Source organism: Ruegeria sp. BB9 (assembly GCF_056539345.1).
This window is the reverse complement of the sequence record NZ_JBQFUU010000001.1, coordinates 1,021,638-1,041,682: the sequence shown is the minus strand read 5'-3', so window position 1 is coordinate 1,041,682 and position 20,045 is coordinate 1,021,638. Positions and strand designations below refer to the sequence as shown.

The window sequence follows — 20,045 nt, the reverse complement described above, 5'->3', positions numbered from 1 at the left end:
GATGCGAATTACTTGCGGAAGCTGTCCAGCGATACGATATCCGCATCATGATGCGGCTCGTCTTCGGGTTCGACCTCGATCGACTCGGCATCGATTTCCGCCGGGTCCTCATCCTCTTCGTCCGAGCTTTCGAAGCGCAGGCCGAATTCGACCGAGGGATCGACAAAGGTCTGGATGGCCGAATAGGGGATATACAACGGCTCCGGAGCGTCACCAAAATTGAGCGTGATGGCAAATCCGTCCTCGCCAACCTCGAGATTTTCGAACCAGTGCTGCACCACGATCGTCATCTCATCAGGGTAGCGTTCGCGCAGCCAGTCAGCGATTTCGACGCCGGGCTCACGGGTATCGAACGTGATGAAGAAATGGTGCGCGCCGGGCAATCCGGTTTCGGAAACGCGCTTCAGAACAGTCTTGATCAGCCCGCGCATAGCGGTGTGCATCAAGTTGCCGTAGTCAATGCCTTGCGACATGTGTCATCCTCGAAAGTGGTTACCCCAAGCATAAGGGATTTGATCGGAAACGAAAGAGCGTGTTGCGTCTGATTGTTTAAACCAGATGCAGGATTGCGCCTGCTCCTATCATTATGCCCAGCGTCATTGCCAGACCGGTTTTTCTTATGAAAATCAAGAATCCGGCAAGGGACGTCAATCCAACGGCTGCGATGTCCAAGGTCGAAAAAACCGGAATGGGCAGTGAGATCGGACCAAACTCGACTTCTCCGATGGTTCCAAACAGGACGTGCAGTCCGAACCACACCGACAGGTTGAGAATCACACCGACGACCGCCGCGGTAATTGCGCGCAATGCTCCCGACAGTCTCGGTCTTTGCGCTATGACGTCCAGGTAAGGCGCGGCAACGAATATCCACAGGAAGCACGGAACGAAGGTCGCCCACAGCGCAACGACCCCGGCTGCCAGCGCAAGGGACATCCCGCTCGCCAATTGCCCGGCGAGCATGGCGACGAATTGCGTGACCAGTATCAATGGGCCGGGGGTGGTTTCTGCCAGTCCCAGCGCATCGATCATCTGATCGGTAGAGATCCATTGATAGTTCTCGACGACCGTCTGGGTCATGTAGGCCAGCACCGCATAGGCCCCGCCAAAAGTGACTACTGCCAATCGTGCAAAGAACCAGCCCAGATCGCTTAGCAACGTCTGGCCGGAAAGGGTCAACAACACCAGCGGAGCCAACCAAAGAAACAGCCAGAGCGCTGCGGTCCGCGCGGGCCGAGCCAATGCGGTATCGACATTCTGCGAAACTGAAGGCTGCTCTGAAGGCTTACGTGAAAAGCCCCAGACAGCCGCGGCCAGAATGATCAGGGGGAAAGGTAGATTCAGAGCGAAGATCGCCAGGAACGCCAGTATCGCAAGAATCCCGGGCTCTGCCCCAGATAGAGTTTTGCGCGAAAGATTGAGCACGGCCTGGAGAACGATCACAATAACCGTGGCCTTGATCCCGAGAAATGCAGCCTGGACCAGGGGAATGTCTCCGTAGGCGGCATACAGGCCGACCAGCACGGCTATCACCAGCGCTCCGGGAAAAACGAACAGGCCGCCGGCAATCAGCCCGCCCGGCACGCCCCGCAGCCGCCAGCCGGCATAGGTGGCCAGTTGCATGGCTTCGGGGCCGGGCAGCAACATGCACAACGACAGCGCGCGCAGAAAGGTCTGCTCATCCAACCATGGCCGCCGTTCGACCAATTCTTGGTGCATCAATGAGATCTGTGCCGCTGGGCCACCAAATGAGAGGAGGCCGATGCGGCCGAAAACCCTAACCAGCTCTGACAGTGAGGGTTTCAATACCGGGGCTCCGTCACGCATGGGTCGGTTGTGGCGGTCCACGGGTGCTGTCCCCATCCGCTGTCCGGAGCATAGGTACTGATCCGACCACCAGCGATCATTGAAACTGCGCAGCCATGCCATGTGCCCCTTTGGATTTGGAGACATGCGAACCCGGGCTGCCGCCGGGCAGGGCGTTCACATGCTGACCCCGTGTGCTCTTGCTACTCGGGGTCAGCACACGCGGTCAAGAACCGGTTCAGGCCCAGTCCAGCCGTTGCCCTGTCATGCAGACGGGCAAGGTATCCTGCGGGAACTGGCCGAGCTGTTCGAACAGGGAAACGAAGTCGAACTGGTTGTAGGCTTCGACCATCTTGTCACCTTTGAAGCGCGCCATCACTTGGCCTGTGACCTCCAAGGGCGCGCCGTTGTCCGCCCGCGAGGTCCGCACATGCAGAACGGCCGACGCCCAATCGCCGTTTTCGATAATTTTGGGCAAATCCACCTGAATTTCGCCCAGAACGTGCCGGAAGGCCATGACCAGGTCGCGAAAGTCGTCCGCGCCGACCTGCATTTCGGGTATCAGCCCTTCGGCCATCGTTTCCGGGGCAAAATACTGGTCGATCGCGTCAATATTGCCTTTTTCCCAGACCTCGGAATACCAGGCCCTGAGTATCTCTGAATGAGTCATCCCAACTCTCCTGTCTGTCTTCCGCTACTTTGAATGACAGGAGTGAACAGTTTCTGAATGGCGGCCAAATTCGGCGCAAAAACTCAGACAAAATCTAGGGAAATGCAGGTTTCTGTTGCCAGGTACCTGCGAACCCCGCCTTACGCGGCTAGGCGCAAGGACTTAAGTTTCGGTCTGGTTACTGCTTACGCAGCAACGGCAACCGGAGCACGATTGTCATTTGCAATTGTACTGTTTTCGCCGGTAACGGTGGCAGACAGCCGGGACAAAGCTAACCCCTTTAGACGTTCGTCGATCCTGTTTCGGCCCCATGATCCCCAAATGAAGGATGTATGGTGGAGCCGCCGGGTACCGCCCCCGGGTCCGATCCGCTTATTACGAGCGCGTTTATGTCCATAGTCCAGAAGGACAGCATTTATATAGGTGAGGAATTTTGCGGATGCAAACCCCCAAAGCGCGAGACGATCGCGATTTTTCAACCGTTCACGCGGGCTTGGAAAGGTTGGCGGCGATCAGCCAGATCGCCAGCACCAGCTCGATTCCGCCGAAGGTCAACGCCTTGGCCAAGGGGGGATTGTCCAGCAAAACGGACACGAACCGACCCAGCGCCGCGCCCGCATAGACCACGCCCAGCATCGCGTAGGCCATCGGGTGGTTCAGCCACAATACGGCGATGCCGGTCACGACAAACAGCCCGCCGACCGAGGCCCGCATCTCGCTGAGGCCCATCGTGCTGTTGGTGGGCGCAAGGTCAAGCGAGGCCGCCGTCCAGGCCGGGGCCAAAAAGCCGAACAGGCCAAAGCCGATGGTCAGAAGGGCTGCGATGATGTTGAGTGTTCCGGTCATGGGGCCTCGCGTTTCAAATGCCTGTACGTCGAACCTAATCTGTTTCGGGGCAGGGGGAAGACCTCAGATTGCGGCCCAGAAGCCGAGCACGCCCACAAGGATCAAGCTGAGCGCCCAAACCATTTCCAGGTTGAACCAGCTGCGCGACAGAAACTGCAGGCCCAGCCAGCGATAGACCGCGAAGGCCAGCGCACCGCCGCCCAGCATCATTGCGCCGGTATGGACCGCGGCCACAGCCAGAACCAGCAGGCCATTGCTGCCCATGATCTCGGACACGGCTCTGTGGCCGGTATCCAACTCGTCCAGCCCGCACAGGCCCAGATAGATCGGGACCAGCATCAGCGCCGCACCATGCGCCAGCGCCACCAGAAACGACCACAGCGCCAGCCGACTGGGCGGGACGCGCGCCAGAAACCGTGGGTGACGACGGGTGATCGCAATGTAAAGGCCCATGGCGATCACGATCAGAGCCGCTCCGATCCGGATTTCGCGCTGATAGTCTACAAGGATGGTCATCAGCGCAAAGGGCAGCAGCACGCCCAGCATCGCCAGGAAATGCCCGCCCGCCAGCGCTGCCAACGCGCGCCAGAGGGCGGATTGGCGTTGCTCCATCAATGCCGCCGACACGGCCAGCGGCCAGCCCATACCGGGGTTCAACCCGTGATAGGCGCCGCTCAGAACAACGGCCAGCCAAAGGCCGGCCGTCGATGTCATCAAGACGTCCAATTCAGACCGAAGGGTAGCAGAAACTGTCGGTGGAGCAGTCTCCTCCCTCAAGCCGGATCTGGTGGCTGCGATACCCTTTCGGGAAATCCACCCAGAAATCCTTGTCCAGTGTCAGGCCGCCTTTTTCGCCCACATCCGCCTTGACCATCGCAGCGCCGCGATCGCCGGGATAGAATTGGTCATCCCACGTGGAATAGAGCGAATTGGTCCAGTAGACGCGTTTGCCGTCGCGGCTGATCTCGACCATCTGCGGGCCATAACCAAAGTCCTTGCCGTTGGGATGCTTGGTTTTCTTGACGATTCCGCCGATCTCGACCTTGCCGGCCAGCTTGGGCTTCATCGGGTCCGAGACATCGTATTGGTGCATTTCACCGGTGCCCCAGCACGCGACGTACAGATATTTGTCGTCCAGACTCAGGTCGATGTCGGTCACCAGCGGCGGCACCGCCGAGAATCCTTTGAGTAGATCGGGAAGATCATTCGGATCAGCGGGTTGCGGATCGATCGTGATGGTCTTCTTGGCCTCGAAGCTGCCATCCTTGTTGCGCCACCAGGTAAAGATCGCACCCTGAAGATTGGTGGTGTCGACCACCACGCCGCAGAACCCGTATTGTTTGACCGGGTCATGCGCCGGCCGGATTTCCAGCGCCATCTGGTGGTTCTCGCCCAGGTCGATGGTCTGGATGTTGGTGCGGTCGCGCAGGTTCCAGAAATGGATCCGGTGGCCATATTTGTTCGACAGCAGATCTTCGGCCACGATCCCGTTTTCGAATTGCGGGGGCAGACCCCATTCGGAACTGACCATGTAGTCACGCGGCAGGTTCCACCAGAAATCATAGTGCTTGTCCTGCACGCCGCGCTCGATCTCGTAACGTCCGATGATGTCGAAGGTTTCGCAATCCATGATGAAGATGCCCGGAGGCCCATCGGTGCCATCTGGTCCGCCGCCGCCCAAGGTGCTGACATAGATACCTTCGGGTCCGCAATGGATCGTGTGGGGGCGGGAATACCCCGTCTTTGCAAAGACTTCTTCGGGTTCGATGATCTTGTGGATTTTGGCCTTCAGCGGCTCTTTCACGTCAATCACGTAGATCCGGCTGGAACGGATACCGGGGATGATCAAGTACCGGCGCTCAAGAAAAGCATGGCCGGTCAGCGGAGACAGGGCCGAGGAACAGGCGTTCCATCCGAAATGGTGAAACTCGTCGCCCTTGTTGGGCATCATCACCTTGTGAACGATCTTGCCATAATCGCCCGAAGTTGGGTCGACATTCACAACCGCCAGGCCATCGGGCTGCGAAAAATCGGGGCTGAGCATCAGCGTAAAGGCCAAGGTCTCGGGCGGGGCCTCCATGGCCATCTTGGCGGATGGATAGAATGTTGGATCCGGTCTTTTATTCATAACGTCCTCCCGTAAGTCATTGAAAATCAATTTTATTGAGAGTGCCGGTCTTCCCGCCGGATGATGGTCTGCCTGCTCGAGTGTCCTTTCCGTTGATGTGATGCGTCAAGAAGTATTCAGAGTGTCTTCAGGCCGGTTTCCGCCGACGTTCGGCCACGTCATGAGCCAGGCGGCGTGTGTAGGTTTCCAAGTCGACCAGAGCTGCGTCGACTGTTTCGGCGTCCTGCGCCTCCAGCGCGTCGGCGATCTTGCTGTGCAGGCGGATGATCTCTTCGCGCGAGCGTGCGGTGAAGGTGATCATGTTCATCAGGGGCTGCATCGCTTCGACCGCGCCGGCCAGTTGATAGGACAGGACAGGGTTGCCCGCACCATCGACCAGCGCCCGGTGAAAGGCCACGTCCGACGCACAGAAGGCCTCATCCGTCAGGCCGGGCTGCGCCTGCCGGAAGATCTCCGCGCGCATGGTGGCCAATTGATCCGCGGTGCGCCGTTGGGCGGACAAGGGCGCGCAGGCCCGCTCCAACGCATAGCGGGCCTCGCAAGCGGTGTCGAAACTGACCTCGTTCATCGAAAGCAGCAGCGTCGAAGTCGTGATCTGCTGGGAATAGGCGTCCTGGAAACTCAGCCGATTGACGAAGGCACCTCCCGTCGCGCCGCGCTGGGTGCGGATCAGCGATTGCGCCGCCAGCCGTTTCAGCGCTTCGCGCACAGTGGGGCGCGACACCTGGAACTGGTCCGCCAGCTCGGATTCCGAGGGCAGGCGCGCGTCCACGATCAGCTCTCCTGATACGATAGCATCACGGATGGCCTGGGCGATCTGTGCAGACAGGTCGGTGCTTTTCTGAGGATCGATTTTCATATTCTGCAGGCCGCCGTGAAAAATTTATTTGTCTGACATTTAAAAGTCTGACATTTGAAAAGCAAGCACCGAGTCGGGAGGGAACATGAGTCGGGCACTTCTACGCAACGGTTTGTGGCTGGGCTTTTTCGTCCTGATCCTGTGGGCCTGGTGGGTGATGTACACCATGAGCCGCGACATGGGCGTCGATTGGATTGGCCGACCCGGGCCGATGGCCGAAGCGATGCGTGCAATGGATCCCCGCATGGACATGTACATGCCGATGGCCGAGTTCGGCCCGCTGTTCGTGATGTGGGCGATCATGATGGCCGCGATGATGCTTCCGACGTTGGTTCCAACACTGAGAAGCTATGAAGATTTGATCCAGAGCGCCAATGGAACAAGGCTCGGGTGGGTCGGCGTTCTGATGGGTTATTTCGTAGTCTGGGCCGGGTTCGCCGCGTTGATCACAGGTGTTCAGCTGGCGTTGCTGTTCGGAGGCGTGATCGACATGCTGGGCATTGCCAAATCTCCGCTCTTTGCTGCCGGCCTTCTGATCGCCGTCGGCGCCTTTCAGTTCACCCGAGCCAAGGAGGTGTGCCACGGGGTGTGTCATGCACCCATGACCTATTTCCTTGGACACTGGCGCACCGGTTTCTCTGGCGGTCTGCGCATGGGGCTGGGGCTTGGCGCCTTTTGTGTCGGCTGCTGCTGGGGGTTCATGGCGCTTGGCTTTGTCGGAGGCGTGATGAGCCTGCTGTGGATGGGTTTGGCGACCCTGTTCATGGTGTTGGAGAAATTGCCCCAGATCGGTCATGTTCTGACACGGCCGCTGGGTTTCGCTTTGATTGCAGGTGGCTTTGGGCTGCTGATCTACCCAATTGCATACGGAGGATAAGCCGATGGCAAAAAACAGAAAACCCGATGCCGACAAGCTGCCGGTCAGTCAGCGAATTGACAGCCGGATGCCCAATCCCAAGCGCCGAGAGATGAGCCCGACGGACTGGGCCATCAAGGGTGAGCTTATTCTGAACTGCTCCTGCGACGTGTTCTGCCCCTGCGTGGTTTCGCTTGGGGCGCATCCTCCGACCGAAGGGCATTGTCATGCGTGGATGGGTGTGATCATCGACGAGGGACACTATGAAGGTGAGGACTTGTCGGGTCTGAACGTCGGTCTGCTGGTCGATATTCCCGGCCGGATGGGCGAAGGCCAGTGGAAGGTCGCCGCTTACGTGGATGAGCGCGCAAGTGGCAAGGCGTACAACGGCCTGTTGCAGATTTTCAGCGGGCAGGCCGGTGGCACCACTGGGCTGTTCACGATGCTGGTGAGTGAAATCATCGGGGCCGAGCGTGCTCCAGTGCAGATCGAGCGCGACGGCAACAAACGCCGCATCGTCATCGGCCGCAAGATCCAGGGTGAGATCGAGATGCTGGCAGGCAAAGATCCCGAACATCCGGTCATGGTTTCGAACTCCAAGTATTGGATGGGTCCGGACATCGTCGTGGCGCGTGGCACCAAGTCGAAGGTGCGCGACTATGGTCGTGTCTGGGATTTCGGCGGCAAATCGGCCGAAATCTGCCCGATCGACTGGCACGGACCCAAGTGATGATCACCGGCGCCTATGCTCGGCAGATGGCCCGCTATAACCGCTGGCAGAACAGCCAGTTGGCGGGTTTTCTTCAAGAGCTTTCGCCCGAGGAGTTGATCCGCGAACGCGGAGCGTTTTTCGGGTCGATCCTGGGGACTGCCAACCATCTGCTGTGGGGCGACTGGATCTGGATGTCCCGGTTTGACAAAGGGTCGGGGCCTGAAAGCAATCCGCACCGCAAGGGCGGCGGCATTCACGAAAGCGTCCACCTGTGCCCGGATCTGGCGCACTGGCTTCCACTGCGCGAGACCATCGATGCGCGGATCGATGCTTGGGTTGAAACTCTGGGCGACGAGCCAATCTCGGGTCCGTTCACCTGGTATTCCGCGGCAAAAGAAGAAGACATTACATTACCTTACGCCGTGTGCGTGATGCATTTTTTCAATCATCAAACGCATCACCGGGGACAAATCCACAAAATGCTGACCGAGGCCGGATCTGGGGCGCCGGTCAGTGATCTCGTTTTCTTGCCCGAGGAGGTCTAAGTGCCACAGATTTCTTTGTCGCGCCGGCTCCGGCGCACGCCGTTCTCTGACGGGGTCGAGGCGGCCGGTGTCAAAGGCTATACCGTGTACAACCGGATGTTGCTGCCGACGGTGTTTGAAAGCGTCGAGGCCGACTATCGGCATCTCAAGACCCATGTGCAGGTCTGGGACGTGTCTTGCGAGCGGCAGGTCGAACTGCGAGGCCCCGATGCCGCGCGGCTGATGCAGATGCTGACCCCGCGCGACCTGCGCGGCATGTTGCCGGGCCAATGCTACTATGTGCCGATCGTGGACGAAACCGGGGGAATGCTGAACGATCCCGTGGCGGTGAAACTGGCGGATGACCGCTGGTGGATTTCGATCGCAGACAGCGATTTGCTGTTGTGGGTCAAAGGCTTGGCCAACGGGTATCGACTGGATGTTCTGGTGGATGAGCCGGACGTGTCGCCTTTGGCGGTGCAGGGACCCAAGGCGGATGACCTGATGGCACGGGTCTTTGGCGACCGGGTGCGCGATATCCGCTTTTTCAAGTTCGACATGTTCCAGTTCGAGGGGCGTGATCTGGCGATTGCGCGGTCGGGCTATTCCAAACAGGGCGGGTTCGAGATCTATGTCGAGGGCGGCGACATCGGCATGCCCTTGTGGAACGCGCTGTTTGCCGCCGGAGAGGACCTGCAGGTTCGGGCGGGCTGCCCCAACCTGATCGAGCGGATCGAGGGCGGGTTGCTGTCCTACGGCAACGACATGACCGACGACAACACGCCCCATGAGTGCGGTTTGGGCAAGTTCTGCAACACGCATACGGCCATTGGCTGCATCGGGCGGGACGCTCTGCTGCGGGTGGCCAAAGAGGGGCCGGTTCAGCAAATCCGCCCGATCGCGATCGAGGGAGATGCGGTGCCACCCTGTGATCGGCCGTGGCCGGTCTATGGTGGCGGCAAGCGTGTGGGCCAAGTGACCTCGGCCACTTGGTCGCCGGATTTTCAAACCAACGTGTCGATCGGTATGCTGCGGCTGAGCCATTGGGATCCGGGAACGCAGGTTGAAGTCGAAACGCCGTCTGGAATGCGGACTGCAATCGTGCAGGACAAGTTCTGGATTTGAGCCGGGAAGGGCGCGCGGGACGCGCCCGGGAAGTATTTGGGCCAGATGAGAAATCGCTCGGGCCACGGTCAATGAAAGGAATTGGAATATGTTCAACGCTTTGGTGATGGAAAAGGACGAGGAAAGCGGACTGGCCAGCCCGGTGATCAAGCAGATCTCGGAAGATGACTTGCCGCATGGTGAAGTACGTGTGGCCGTCGAGTTCTCGACCGTCAACTACAAGGATGGTTTGTGCATGTCGCCCAAGGGCGGCGGTCTGGTCCGAAATTATCCGCATGTGCCCGGGATCGACTATGCTGGAACTGTCGAAGAATCCTCGGACGACCGGTACAAACCCGGCGACAAGGTCGTGCTGACCGGTTGGCGCGTGGGTGAGGCGCATTGGGGCGGATACGCCCAGAAGGCCAGCGCGCTGGCCGACTGGCTCGTCCCTCTGCCCGAGGGGTTGAGCACGCGCCAGGCCATGGCCGTGGGAACTGCCGGTTTTACCGCGATGCTGGCGGTGATGGCGCTGGAAGATCACGGTCTGACGCCCGACCGCGGGCCGGTTCTGGTAACCGGTGCAGCCGGGGGCGTCGGCTCGGTTGCCACGGCGATTTTGGCCAATCTGGGATACGAAGTTGCGGCAGTGACCGGGCGGCCTGAAACCGAAGGCTATCTGAAGGCGCTTGGTGCGACGTCGATCGTGCCGCGTGACGAGTTGAACGAAACCACCAAACGTCCGCTGGAAAGCGAAACCTGGGCTGGCTGCGTTGATGCCGTCGGGGGCGCAATGCTGGCGCGCGTTCTGGGTCAGATGAAGTATGGCGCCTCAGTGGCAGCGGTCGGTCTGGCCGGTGGCGCGGGCTTGCCGGCGACCGTCATTCCGTTCCTGCTGCGCGGAGTCAACCTGTTGGGTATCGACAGCGTGATGCAGCCGTTCGACAACCGACTGCGGGCCTGGCAGCGGGTGGCTTCGGATCTGCCGATGGACAAGCTGGAAGCGATGATTCAGCCGGCCACTCTGAATGATCTTCCGAAGCTGGGTGCCGACATCCTCAACGGTCAGGTCAAGGGACGCGTGGTCGTTGACCTGAACGCCTGAGCCTTGGTTTTTTCTGTGCCAGACCGGCCCGCCACAGGGCCGGTCTTTTTTTGTTTGGGGGATCGGGTTTTTCGCGGAAACAACTCTGGTCATTGCCACATTTCCCGATCATGATTGCTATACATCCCAGGTGCGATGGCGTAAGAGCCATTCCAACATCACCTGAAGACGGGGAGTGAGCAGCATGTCTGACGATTTTGAACTGGACACCGATGATCTGAAACGCCGCATGGATGGCGCGATGGCCAACCTCAGAACCGAATTCGCGTCGCTGCGCACCGGACGTGCCTCGGCTTCGATGCTCGAGCCGGTTATGGTGGATGCGTATGGGTCGATGACACCGATCAACCAGGTCGGCACCGTGAACGTTCCCGAGCCGCGCATGGTCACCGTGAATGTTTGGGACAAGTCTTTGGTCGGCAAAGTTGAAAAGGCGATCCGGGAAAGCGGACTGGGCATCAACCCGCAGCTGAACGGCACGATCATCATGCTGCCGATCCCCGAGCTGAACGAAGAGCGCCGCCGCGAGCTGGGCAAAGTGGCCGGGCAATACGCCGAACACGCCCGCGTTGCCATTCGCAATGTGCGCCGCGATGGCATGGATCAGATCAAGAAAGCCAAGGCCGACGGCCTGTCGGAAGACGATCAGAAGTTCTGGGAAACCGAGGTACAGGAACTGACCGACCAGATGATCAAGGCCGTGGATGCGGCCCTTGAGGCCAAGCAGGCCGAAATCATGCAGGTTTGAGCGCAAGCCATGCCCGCTGATCCCCAAAACGAGCCCCCCTGTGGTCCGCGTCACGTGGCCATCATCATGGATGGCAACGGTAGGTGGGCCCAGGCGCGCGGCCGGCCACGGCTGTACGGGCATCACGCCGGTGCCCGTCGGGTGCGCGAAGTGGTCGAAGCCTGCCCGGGGCTGGGGATCAAGTACCTGACGATTTTTGCCTTCTCGACGGAAAACTGGAAACGGACCCAGGTCGAGGTTGCCGGTCTGATGAGCCTGTTCAAGCGCTACATCATCAAGGAAACCCGAACCCTGGCCCAAAACGGTATCCGTGTCCGATTCATCGGCGACAGGGTGCGGCTGGATGCCAAACTGATCGAGTTGATGGACACGCTGGAGCGCGAGACGGCCGACAATGACCTTGTCCACCTGACCGTCGCTCTCAACTATGGTGGTCGGGACGAAGTGGCCCGGGCGACCAAGCGGCTGGCGCGGGACGTTGCCGCAGGCAACCTGCGGCCCGAAGATGTCGACGAGGAAACGCTGCCCAGATATCTGGACACGCGCGTCCTGCCTGACCCCGATCTGGTCATTCGCACCAGTGGCGAGGCGCGGATATCGAATTTCCTTCTCTGGCAATCCGCTTACTCGGAATACGAATTCATCGACACGCTCTGGCCCGACTTCACCGCGGCCGAGCTGGAACGGCTGTGCAAGAGCTTCGGGTCGCGTGAACGCCGGTTCGGAGCAGTTCCGGCATGACGGACGGCCGATGGTCCGACCTCACCACCCGGGTGTTGTCTGCCCTGGTACTGGTCGCAATTGGAGCGGTCGAGGTTTGGCTGGGCGGACTATGGTTTGAGACATTTGTTGCCGCCGCGTGTGGTCTGATGACTTGGGAACTGGTTCGCATGATCGATTCCGATCGGATGGGCGTCGCGGTTCAGTTGGGAATCCTGACCGGCGTTGCCGTCATGCTCAGCTATCATGTTCCGCCGCTCTACAAACTGCCCTTTCTGATCGCACCCGCACTGGTCGGGGCAGGGCAGGTCTCGCACTCACGCGGGATCTACGTGCTGTTTGCCATGTGGATTGCCTGTGCGGGTTACGGGTTTATCCAGATCCGCGAGACGATGGGGTTTGGCTGGATGGTCTGGTTGATCTTGGTCGTCGTTGCCACGGACGTAGCTGGGTACTTCGTGGGAAAGACGTTCGGTGGCCCGAAGTTCTGGCCGCGGGTCAGCCCCAAGAAAACCTGGTCGGGCACGGCGGGCGGCTGGGTGGCAGCCGCGCTGGTGGGCGCAGCCGTTGCCGCGTATGCCGGGTTTGGCTACCGGTTTGTTTTGGTTTCGGTCCTGGCCTCGATGGCCAGCCAGGCCGGTGATATCGTGGAAAGCGCCGTCAAGCGGCGGTTCGGGGTCAAAGACAGCTCGAACCTGGTGCCAGGACATGGCGGTTTTCTGGATCGATTTGACGGCATGATGGGTGCATCGCTGATGGTTCTGATCGCGTCGCTGGTCTATTCGCCCGGGGAAATCTGATGCGAAAGGTTTCGATATTCGGCGCGACCGGATCGATTGGCCAGAATACGATCGATCTGATTGCTCGGGCCCCGGAGGATTACAAGGTGGTCGCCGTCACCGGCGGGGCGAATGTCCGGCAGTTGGCGCAGGACGCCCGCCGGCTGGGCGCTGAAGTGGCAGTAACCGCCTTTGACCAGCATCTGGATGATCTTCGTGATGCATTGTCCGGCACAGGGATCGAGGCTGCCGCGGGCGCAACCGCGCTGATCGAAGCGGCCGCTCGCCCGGTAGACTGGGTCATGTCCGCCATTGTTGGCTCGGCCGGTTTGGCGCCGGGGCTTGAGGCTTTGAAGCAAGGCGCGACCCTGGCCTTGGCAAACAAGGAAACGCTGGTGTGTGCCGGCCCGCTTGTTCTGGAAACCGCGGAACGCCATGGCGCGCGTCTGCTGCCTGTCGACAGCGAGCATTCGGCGGTCTTTCAGGCGCTTGTGGGTGAAGACATGGATGCGGTCGAGCGCATCATCATCACTGCCAGCGGCGGCGCCTTTCGCGACTGGCCGGTCGAGAAGCTGGCCGGCGCTACGGTCGAGCAAGCTTCGAGCCACCCCAATTGGGACATGGGTCAGCGGATAACGATCGACAGCGCCTCGATGTTCAACAAGGCGCTGGAAGTAATAGAGACCAAAGAGTTTTTCGGGATCAACGCTGAACGGATCGAGGTTGTGGTTCACCCGGAATCCATCGTGCATGCTCTCGTCGGATTTCGCGATGGCGCAGTGATGGCGCATTTGGGCGCGCCTGATATGCGGCATGCGATCGGCTATGCACTGCATTGGCCCGAAAGGCGCGACCTGCCGGTGCCGCGCCTGGACCTGGCCAAGTTGGGCCAGCTGCGTTTTCGTGATCCGGACCCGGCGCGTTACCCGGCCCTGCGGCTGGCCCGCGAGGTCATGCAGCGCGGTGGCCTGTCAGGCGCGATCTTCAACGCCGCCAAGGAGCGTGCGTTGGATCATTTCATCGGTCAACGCATCGGCTTTCTGGACATGACCGACGCCGTGGCCGCCGTTCTGGGCCGTTTCGACGATGCAGGCGGCCTTATTGATGCCCCTTTGACCCTTGATAACGTCCTGAAAACGGACCATCTGGCACGTCAATGGGTGGATGACGCCGTACTACGAAGAGCAGGATAGAATTTTGGACATACTCTCGCTGATCCCGCAATTTGGAGGGCTGGTCTATACGATTGCCGCATTCGTCGTGGCGCTGTCCGTCATCGTGGCGGTGCATGAATACGGGCACTACATCGTTGGCCGCTGGTCGGGGATCCATGCCGAGGTGTTCTCGTTGGGGTTTGGTCCGGTGCTATGGAGCCGAATGGACAAACGCGGCACCAAATGGCAGATCGCTCTGCTGCCTTTTGGCGGTTACGTGAAATTCCTGGGCGATGCCAATGCGGCCTCGGGCAAGGACACCGAGACGATGGCCGAAATCACCACGCAAAGCCCCGAAGAATTGCGTCGGACGATGCATGGCGCACCGCTTTGGGCGCGGACAGCCACGGTTGCAGCCGGGCCGGTCTTCAATTTCGTTCTGTCGATCCTTGTCTTCGGTTTGATCTTCTGGTCGCAAGGCGTGACCCGCGAGCCACTGACGGTCGGATCGCTGAAACCTCTGCCGGGCACCGTGCAGGAGCTTCAGGAGGGGGACGAAATCGTTGCGATCGCTGGCATCCCCACGCCTGATTTCGATCAGGAGGGGGCCTGGACCGAGTTTACCGAAGCGCTGCCGGTGCAGCCGGTTCTCGAATACACTGTCATCCGCGACGGCCAGACCCTCGACGTGTCGGCTCCGTGGCTGTTCCCGCCCTTGATCCAGCAGGTCGCCCCGCGCAGTGCTGCGATGGATATCCAGTTGCAGGCGGGCGACGTCATCACCTCGGTTGATGGCGACCCGATTTTTGCCTTCGAACAGCTCAAGGAAAAGGTCGAAAGCTCGGACGGAAAGGTGCTTCTGCTGGACGTCTGGCGCGACGGCGCCGAGTTGGAATTTGCACTGGCGCCGCGTCGCACGGATGAACCACAGGCGGACGGCGGCTTCAAAACCGAATGGCGGATTGGAATCGTCGGCGGCATGATGCTGGTCCCGGCGACCGAACCTGCGGGTCTAGTCGACTCGCTGCATGGCGGTGTCATCCAGACCGGCCGCATCATCGAGGGGTCGCTGTCCGGCATATGGCACATGGTCACCGGTGCGATCAGCACCTGCAACATGTCCGGACCCATTGGTATCGCGGAAACCTCGGGCGCGATGGCGAGCCAAGGGGCGCAGAGCTTCATCTTCTTCATCGCGGTTCTGTCCACTGCTGTAGGCTTGCTGAACCTGTTCCCAATCCCGGCATTGGACGGGGGGCACCTTGTTTTCTACGCCTACGAAGCAGTCGCGGGGAAACCGCCCAGCGACCGAGCTTTGCAACTGTTGATGGCGGTGGGCATCACGTTAATTCTCAGCCTCATGATCTTCTCGGTAAGCAACGACCTGTTCTGCTGATTGTGGCGGCATTGACGCGTTGCGGTCGCAAAATTGCCTCAATTCAAACCTAGTTTGTTTGGGGTAATTCTGCCGAGACATGCAATTAAGCGGGCTGTAACCAATGACCAAGGCATTGCGAAATTCCTATCGGGGCTTCAGCTTCCTGTTCGTATTGAACTGGGACGCGTTGCTGAGCTTTGGGCTGACCGCTTTGGCACTGGCAGGCGCCGCATATCTGGCCGGTATGTGATTCCCCATACCCAGCTGAACGACCCGAGCGCGACCGATCCGGTCGCGTTTTTCGTTTGTGCTTTTGACAAGGCCCACCAGAGCGGCTACTCAACTTCTAAAGTCCGAAATTCTAGGTAGAGACAAAAATGGCTTACAGGAGAGGCGCGGGCACATCCTGCGGTACTGCGCAACCGCACGGCAACATTTTGTGGCGGGCACTAACGATTTTTTTCCTCTTTGCGGCAATGAGTTTTACGGCGGTTCCGCAAGCCGCCCAGGCCCAGACCTACACGATTTCGTCGTTCGATGTTCAGGGCAACCGTCGCATTGAGACGTCCACCATCATCGCCCGGACAGGAATCACACCCGGTCAGACAGTCACTGCGGGCCAGTTGAATGACGCCTACCAGCGTTTGCTTGACAGTGGTGTTTTTGAGACAGTCGAATTGACCCCGCGAGGGAACACTCTGGTGATCGAGGTCGCCGAGTATCCGACGATCAACAAGATCAGCATCGAGGGCAATCGCCGCGTCAAGGATGACGTGTTGATCCAGGCAATCTCGTCGCAGCCGCGCCGCGTGTTTACGCCGCAAGTCGCGGAGTCCGACGCTGACAAGATCGCCGAAATCTACTCGGCGCAAGGCCGCGTATCGGCCACTGTCATTCCGCGGATCATCCGCCGCAGCGACAACCGGGTGGACCTGGTTTTTGAAGTGGCGGAAGGCACCACGATTGAGATCGAGCGCGTCAGCTTTGTTGGAAACCGCGCCTATTCCGACCGTCGTCTGCGCCGTGTCCTTGAATCCAAGCAGGCCAACATCCTGCGCACCTTCCTGCGCGGTGACACGTTCATTGCCGACCGCATCGAATTCGACAAACAGGTTCTGCGTGATTTCTACCTGTCGCGCGGCTATGTCGATTTTCGGATCAACAGCGCCAATGTCGAGTTCACGCGGGAGCGCGACGCCTTTTATCTGGTGATGAACATCACCGAAGGTCAGAAATTCTCGTTCGGCAACATCTCGACAGTCAGCGAAATCCCGGGCGTTGATGCGGCCGAGTATCAGAAGGCCCTCAAGATCAAACCTGGTGTCACGTATTCGCCAACTCTGATTGAGAATTCGATCGCTCGGCAGGAACGTCTTGGCCTGAAGCAGGGCGTCGACTTCCTACGTGTTGAGCCGCGCGTGACCCGCAACGACCGTGACCTGACGCTGGATGTTCAGTTCGTGCTGACCAGAGGCCCGCGCATCTTTGTCGAACGGATCGACATCGAGGGCAACACGACCACTCTAGACCGGGTCATCCGGCGCCAGTTCGACACGGTAGAGGGTGACCCCTTCAACCCGCGCGAAATCCGGCAGAGCGCCGAACGTATCCGGGCCTTGGGTTTCTTCTCGGTCGCGGATGTGGAAACCCGCGAAGGGTCCAGCCCCAGCCAGGTGATCGTGGACGTGGATGTCCAAGAGCAGCCGACCGGTTCACTGGCGTTGGGCGGTAGCTACTCGGTTTCCGACGGTTTCGGGATCGCCATCCGGCTTGAGGAACGGAACTTCCTCGGGCGCGGACAGGAATTTGGCCTGACGCTGTCGACTGCGCAGGACTCTGAGCAGTACGTCATCAACTTTGCCGAACCGTATCTGCTGGGCCGCAAACTGCGTTTTGATCTGGGCTTTGGTCTTTCGAGAACCAATTCCAGCTTTGCCAGCTATGACACCAAGAGTGTGTTCTTCAATCCGCAGATCAGTTACGCAATTGGCGAACTGTCCTCGTTGCGGCTGCGGTACAACTGGAACAAGTCCGAAATGTCGCAACAGGACGATGAGGTAAACGGGGCAGTCATCGCGTCGGAAATCGCGCAAGGCAAACGTTCGACAAGCTCGCTGGGGTTGGCCTATGTCTATGACAGCCGACTGGGCGGCCTGAACCCGAATGCAGGTGTTCTGTTCGAGGTCGGCGTGGACGCGGCTGGCCTTGGTGGCGACAACAAGTACTTCAAGACCTCGACCCGGGCGATTGCCCAAACAAAGGTCCTTAACGAGGAAATGACGCTGCGCGCGTCCTTCGAGGCCGGCGCGCTCCATTGGCAGGGTGACGACTTCAGCCGGGCAATTGACCGTTATGTTCTGGGTCCGACAACGTTCCGCGGCTTCGAGCCGGCCGGTATCGGCCCTCGTGACCTGTCGAACGGGCAGGATGATGCGATCGGCGGCAACTACTACTGGGTCGCCCGGTTCGAGTCGGACTTCCCGTTGGGGCTGCCCGAAGAACTGGGGCTGCGCGGCGGTGTCTTCTATGACATCGGCAACCTGTACAACATTAACAATGTTGATACGACAGGTGCCAATATCGTCGGCGCAGATGGCTCGATCCGTCAGGTTATCGGCGTCTCGCTGCTATGGGATACGCCGTTCGGTCCGCTGCGGTTCAACTTCTCGCAGGCCGTGAAGAAGGAAGACTTCGACAAAGAGCAGAACTTCGACTTTACAATTCAGGCACGGTTCTGACGTCCATGGTCAAGACGATATCGAAGTTTGTACAGGGCCCGTTGCGGGCCCTGTGTGTTTTGATCTTCCTGGTAGTGTCGCTCCCAGTGGCGGCCCAGCAGTTGGGTGTGCCGCAATCCGGCGTGCTGACCATCTCCAGCGACCGGATCTTCACCGACTCCGCATTCGGGCGACGGATTTTTGATGAGATCGAAGCAGAAAGTGCTGCGCTGGCCGCTGAAAATGAACGCATCGTTGCCGAGCTGAGCCGCGAGGAAAAAGAGCTGACGCAAAAGCGCGAAGTTCTGAGCCCTGAGGAGTTCCGCCCGCTTGCGGAAGCCTTCGACCGAAAGGTCCAGTCTCACCGCGAGGGGCAACGCGCGAAACTGGATGCTCTGGCCCGCCGCAGTGACGAGGCGCGCAATCAGTTCTTTGAGCTGGCCCAGCCCGTGCTCATCGACCTGCTGCGTGAAACTGGCGCGTCGCTGATCATCGAACGATCCAACGTATTTCTCAGCTCGGACGCCTCGGATGTTACGGCCATCGCCATCCGCAAGATCGACGCTGCCATCGGCGACGGATCGCAGCTGGAAGAGGGCGACAAGCCATAGCGTGGCTTGCCCTTGGGTACGGGTATTGCTAACCACGCGTGAACGAGACCCCGAGAACAGGACATCCTGAAAATGACCACGGAAACCAAGAGCGCCGACATTCAGCTGATCCAGCGGATCCTGCCGCATCGCTATCCGTTCCTGCTGGTTGACAAGGTTGTCGAGATCGACGGCTATCAGTCGGCGGTCGGCATCAAGAACGTCACCATGAACGAGCCGCATTTCCAGGGCCATTTCCCCGGTACGCCGATCATGCCCGGCGTGACCATCGTCGAAGCGATGGCGCAAACCGCAGGTGTTATGCTGGGCGTCGGCATGGATGTCATCGACAGCGAACTGCTGATCTATTTCATGAATATCGACAAGTGCAAATTCCGCCGCAAAGTGGTGCCGGGTGACGTGCTGAAAATGCATGTCGAAACCGTGCGCGGCAAGAAGGGCGGCAAGATCTTCAAGTTCAGCGGCCGTGCGACCGTTGACGGCGAAGTGGCGGCCGAGGCCGAGTTTTCGGCCTATGTCGATTGGGATATGGAAAAAACAGCATGAGCCGAATTCATCCCAGCGCGATCATCGAAGACGGCGCTCAGATCGGCCAGGACTGCGTAATCGGCCCGTTCTGCCATGTGGGGCCACAGGTGCGTTTGGGCGACCGAGTCGAATTGAAGTCGCATGTGGTGGTCACCGGGGATACCTCGATCGGTGACGACTGCGTCATCTTCAACTTTTCGGTGATTGGTGAAATCCCGCAGGACCTCAAGTTCGGGGGCGAAAACACGCGACTGGAAATCGGCAGGCGAAACCGCATCCGGGAACACGTTACGGTCAATACCGGCACCGAGGGTGGCGGCGGCGTGACCCGCATCGGCGATGACTGCCTGCTGATGGCCGGGGTTCATGTGGCGCATGACGTCCAGATCGGCAACCGGGTGATCATGGTGAACCATTCCGGCGCCGCCGGCCACTGCATCATCGAGGATGACGTGATCCTCGGCGGCATTTCCGGCTTGCATCAATGGGTGCGCGTGGGCCGCGGCGCCATCATCGGTGCGCTGACCATGGTGCCCAACGATGTCATCCCTTACGGCCTGGTTCAGGCCTCGCGTGGCGAATTGGAAGGGCTGAACCTTGTCGGCCTTAAACGCCGTGGCGTTTCCCGGGCGGACATTTCGGCGCTGCGTGCGGCCTTTCGCGAACTGTCCGAAGGCGAGGGCACCTTCATGGACCGCGCCAAGCGACTGGGCGACAGCACCGACAGCGACTATGTACGTCAGATCGTGGAATTCGTGACGGGCGAAAGCGATCGTTCGTTCCTGACACCAAGGAAATAGGAT

General features: G+C 59.7%; 22 protein-coding genes and 1 other RNA gene. 15 read left to right on the top strand and 8 right to left on the bottom strand.

The annotated features are described in order from the left end of the window. Nucleotides 1-8: 8 nt before the first annotated feature. The 8 genes from ACR0FC_RS05250 to ACR0FC_RS05215 all read right to left on the bottom strand — a co-directional run bounded on the left by ACR0FC_RS05250 (nt 9) and on the right by ACR0FC_RS05215 (nt 6,306). Nucleotides 9-473: an SspB family protein gene (locus ACR0FC_RS05250; RefSeq protein ID WP_093961995.1), complete on the bottom strand. Its 465-nt coding sequence runs from the start codon at nt 471-473 to the stop codon at nt 9-11. Nucleotides 474-549: 76 nt separating this feature from the next. Beyond that, nucleotides 550-1,803: a chromate efflux transporter gene (gene chrA, locus ACR0FC_RS05245; protein WP_437342512.1), complete on the bottom strand. Its 1,254-nt coding sequence runs from the start codon at nt 1,801-1,803 to the stop codon at nt 550-552. Between the two features lie 238 nt (nt 1,804-2,041). Further along, the gene (locus ACR0FC_RS05240) at nt 2,042-2,473 is read right to left on the bottom strand and encodes an ester cyclase (RefSeq protein WP_093961996.1); all 432 of its coding nucleotides are present in this window, start codon (nt 2,471-2,473) and stop codon (nt 2,042-2,044) included. A 101-nt stretch (nt 2,474-2,574) separates the two neighbouring features. Next, nucleotides 2,575-2,922, bottom strand: a transfer-messenger RNA (tmRNA) gene (ssrA, locus tag ACR0FC_RS05235). A 34-nt stretch (nt 2,923-2,956) separates the two neighbouring features. After that, nucleotides 2,957-3,319, bottom strand: coding sequence for a DUF4345 family protein (locus ACR0FC_RS05230; protein ID WP_093961997.1), 363 nt, complete (start codon nt 3,317-3,319; stop codon nt 2,957-2,959). A 63-nt stretch (nt 3,320-3,382) separates the two neighbouring features. After that, nucleotides 3,383-4,033, bottom strand: a complete 651-nt coding sequence (locus tag ACR0FC_RS05225) for a hypothetical protein (RefSeq protein ID WP_170338712.1) — start codon at nt 4,031-4,033, stop codon at nt 3,383-3,385. A 13-nt stretch (nt 4,034-4,046) separates the two neighbouring features. Continuing rightward, complete coding sequence (locus ACR0FC_RS05220) at nt 4,047-5,447, bottom strand: selenium-binding protein SBP56-related protein (protein ID WP_170338710.1); 1,401 nt, start codon at nt 5,445-5,447, stop codon at nt 4,047-4,049. A 127-nt stretch (nt 5,448-5,574) separates the two neighbouring features. After that, on the bottom strand, nt 5,575-6,306 hold the full coding sequence (locus ACR0FC_RS05215) for a FadR/GntR family transcriptional regulator (protein WP_170338708.1): 732 nt from the start codon (nt 6,304-6,306) through the stop codon (nt 5,575-5,577). A gap of 85 nt (nt 6,307-6,391) precedes the next feature. Here ACR0FC_RS05215 and ACR0FC_RS05210 point away from each other — a divergent pair, with 85 nt between their 5' ends. The 15 genes from ACR0FC_RS05210 to lpxA all read left to right on the top strand — a co-directional run bounded on the left by ACR0FC_RS05210 (nt 6,392) and on the right by lpxA (nt 20,042). Next, nucleotides 6,392-7,183 (top strand): DUF2182 domain-containing protein, encoded by a 792-nt coding sequence (locus tag ACR0FC_RS05210; RefSeq protein WP_170338706.1) that lies wholly within the window; start codon nt 6,392-6,394, stop codon nt 7,181-7,183. Between the two features lie 4 nt (nt 7,184-7,187). Then, on the top strand, nt 7,188-7,892 hold the full coding sequence (locus ACR0FC_RS05205) for a DUF1326 domain-containing protein (protein WP_170338704.1): 705 nt from the start codon (nt 7,188-7,190) through the stop codon (nt 7,890-7,892). Continuing rightward, nucleotides 7,892-8,419, top strand: coding sequence for a DinB family protein (locus tag ACR0FC_RS05200; protein WP_170338702.1), 528 nt, complete (start codon nt 7,892-7,894; stop codon nt 8,417-8,419). Before ACR0FC_RS05205 ends, ACR0FC_RS05200 begins: the two co-directional genes overlap by 1 nt. After that, nucleotides 8,420-9,523 (top strand): dimethylsulfoniopropionate demethylase, encoded by a 1,104-nt coding sequence (locus tag ACR0FC_RS05195; RefSeq protein ID WP_170338700.1) that lies wholly within the window; start codon nt 8,420-8,422, stop codon nt 9,521-9,523. Nucleotides 9,524-9,611: 88 nt separating this feature from the next. Further along, the gene (gene acuI, locus ACR0FC_RS05190) at nt 9,612-10,607 is read left to right on the top strand and encodes an acryloyl-CoA reductase (protein WP_170338698.1); all 996 of its coding nucleotides are present in this window, start codon (nt 9,612-9,614) and stop codon (nt 10,605-10,607) included. A gap of 184 nt (nt 10,608-10,791) precedes the next feature. Then, nucleotides 10,792-11,355, top strand: a complete 564-nt coding sequence (gene frr / locus ACR0FC_RS05185) for a ribosome recycling factor (protein WP_170338696.1) — start codon at nt 10,792-10,794, stop codon at nt 11,353-11,355. A gap of 9 nt (nt 11,356-11,364) precedes the next feature. Continuing rightward, complete coding sequence (uppS, locus tag ACR0FC_RS05180) at nt 11,365-12,096, top strand: polyprenyl diphosphate synthase (RefSeq protein WP_170338694.1); 732 nt, start codon at nt 11,365-11,367, stop codon at nt 12,094-12,096. Further along, entirely contained in the window at nt 12,093-12,875 is a 783-nt protein-coding gene (locus ACR0FC_RS05175; RefSeq protein WP_170338692.1) for a phosphatidate cytidylyltransferase, read from the top strand. Before uppS ends, ACR0FC_RS05175 begins: the two co-directional genes overlap by 4 nt. Next, nucleotides 12,875-14,047, top strand: a complete 1,173-nt coding sequence (gene dxr, locus ACR0FC_RS05170; RefSeq protein WP_170338690.1) for a 1-deoxy-D-xylulose-5-phosphate reductoisomerase — start codon at nt 12,875-12,877, stop codon at nt 14,045-14,047. Before ACR0FC_RS05175 ends, dxr begins: the two co-directional genes overlap by 1 nt. A gap of 4 nt (nt 14,048-14,051) precedes the next feature. Continuing rightward, the gene (rseP, locus tag ACR0FC_RS05165; RefSeq protein WP_093962009.1) at nt 14,052-15,404 is read left to right on the top strand and encodes an RIP metalloprotease RseP; all 1,353 of its coding nucleotides are present in this window, start codon (nt 14,052-14,054) and stop codon (nt 15,402-15,404) included. A gap of 103 nt (nt 15,405-15,507) precedes the next feature. Next, nucleotides 15,508-15,636: a hypothetical protein gene (locus tag ACR0FC_RS05160; RefSeq protein ID WP_254920122.1), complete on the top strand. Its 129-nt coding sequence runs from the start codon at nt 15,508-15,510 to the stop codon at nt 15,634-15,636. Nucleotides 15,637-15,763: 127 nt separating this feature from the next. Next, nucleotides 15,764-18,124, top strand: coding sequence for an outer membrane protein assembly factor BamA (gene bamA, locus ACR0FC_RS05155; RefSeq protein WP_170338688.1), 2,361 nt, complete (start codon nt 15,764-15,766; stop codon nt 18,122-18,124). A gap of 5 nt (nt 18,125-18,129) precedes the next feature. Then, nucleotides 18,130-18,714 carry an OmpH/Skp family outer membrane protein gene (locus ACR0FC_RS05150; protein WP_170338686.1) on the top strand — a complete coding sequence of 195 codons (585 nt, stop codon included), beginning with the start codon at nt 18,130-18,132 and terminating at the stop codon, nt 18,712-18,714. Nucleotides 18,715-18,786: 72 nt separating this feature from the next. Continuing rightward, complete coding sequence (gene fabZ, locus ACR0FC_RS05145) at nt 18,787-19,260, top strand: 3-hydroxyacyl-ACP dehydratase FabZ (RefSeq protein WP_093962012.1); 474 nt, start codon at nt 18,787-18,789, stop codon at nt 19,258-19,260. Beyond that, nucleotides 19,257-20,042 (top strand): acyl-ACP--UDP-N-acetylglucosamine O-acyltransferase, encoded by a 786-nt coding sequence (gene lpxA / locus ACR0FC_RS05140; protein WP_170338685.1) that lies wholly within the window; start codon nt 19,257-19,259, stop codon nt 20,040-20,042. The genes fabZ and lpxA overlap by 4 nt, the downstream gene beginning before the upstream one ends. Nucleotides 20,043-20,045: the final 3 nt, after the last annotated feature.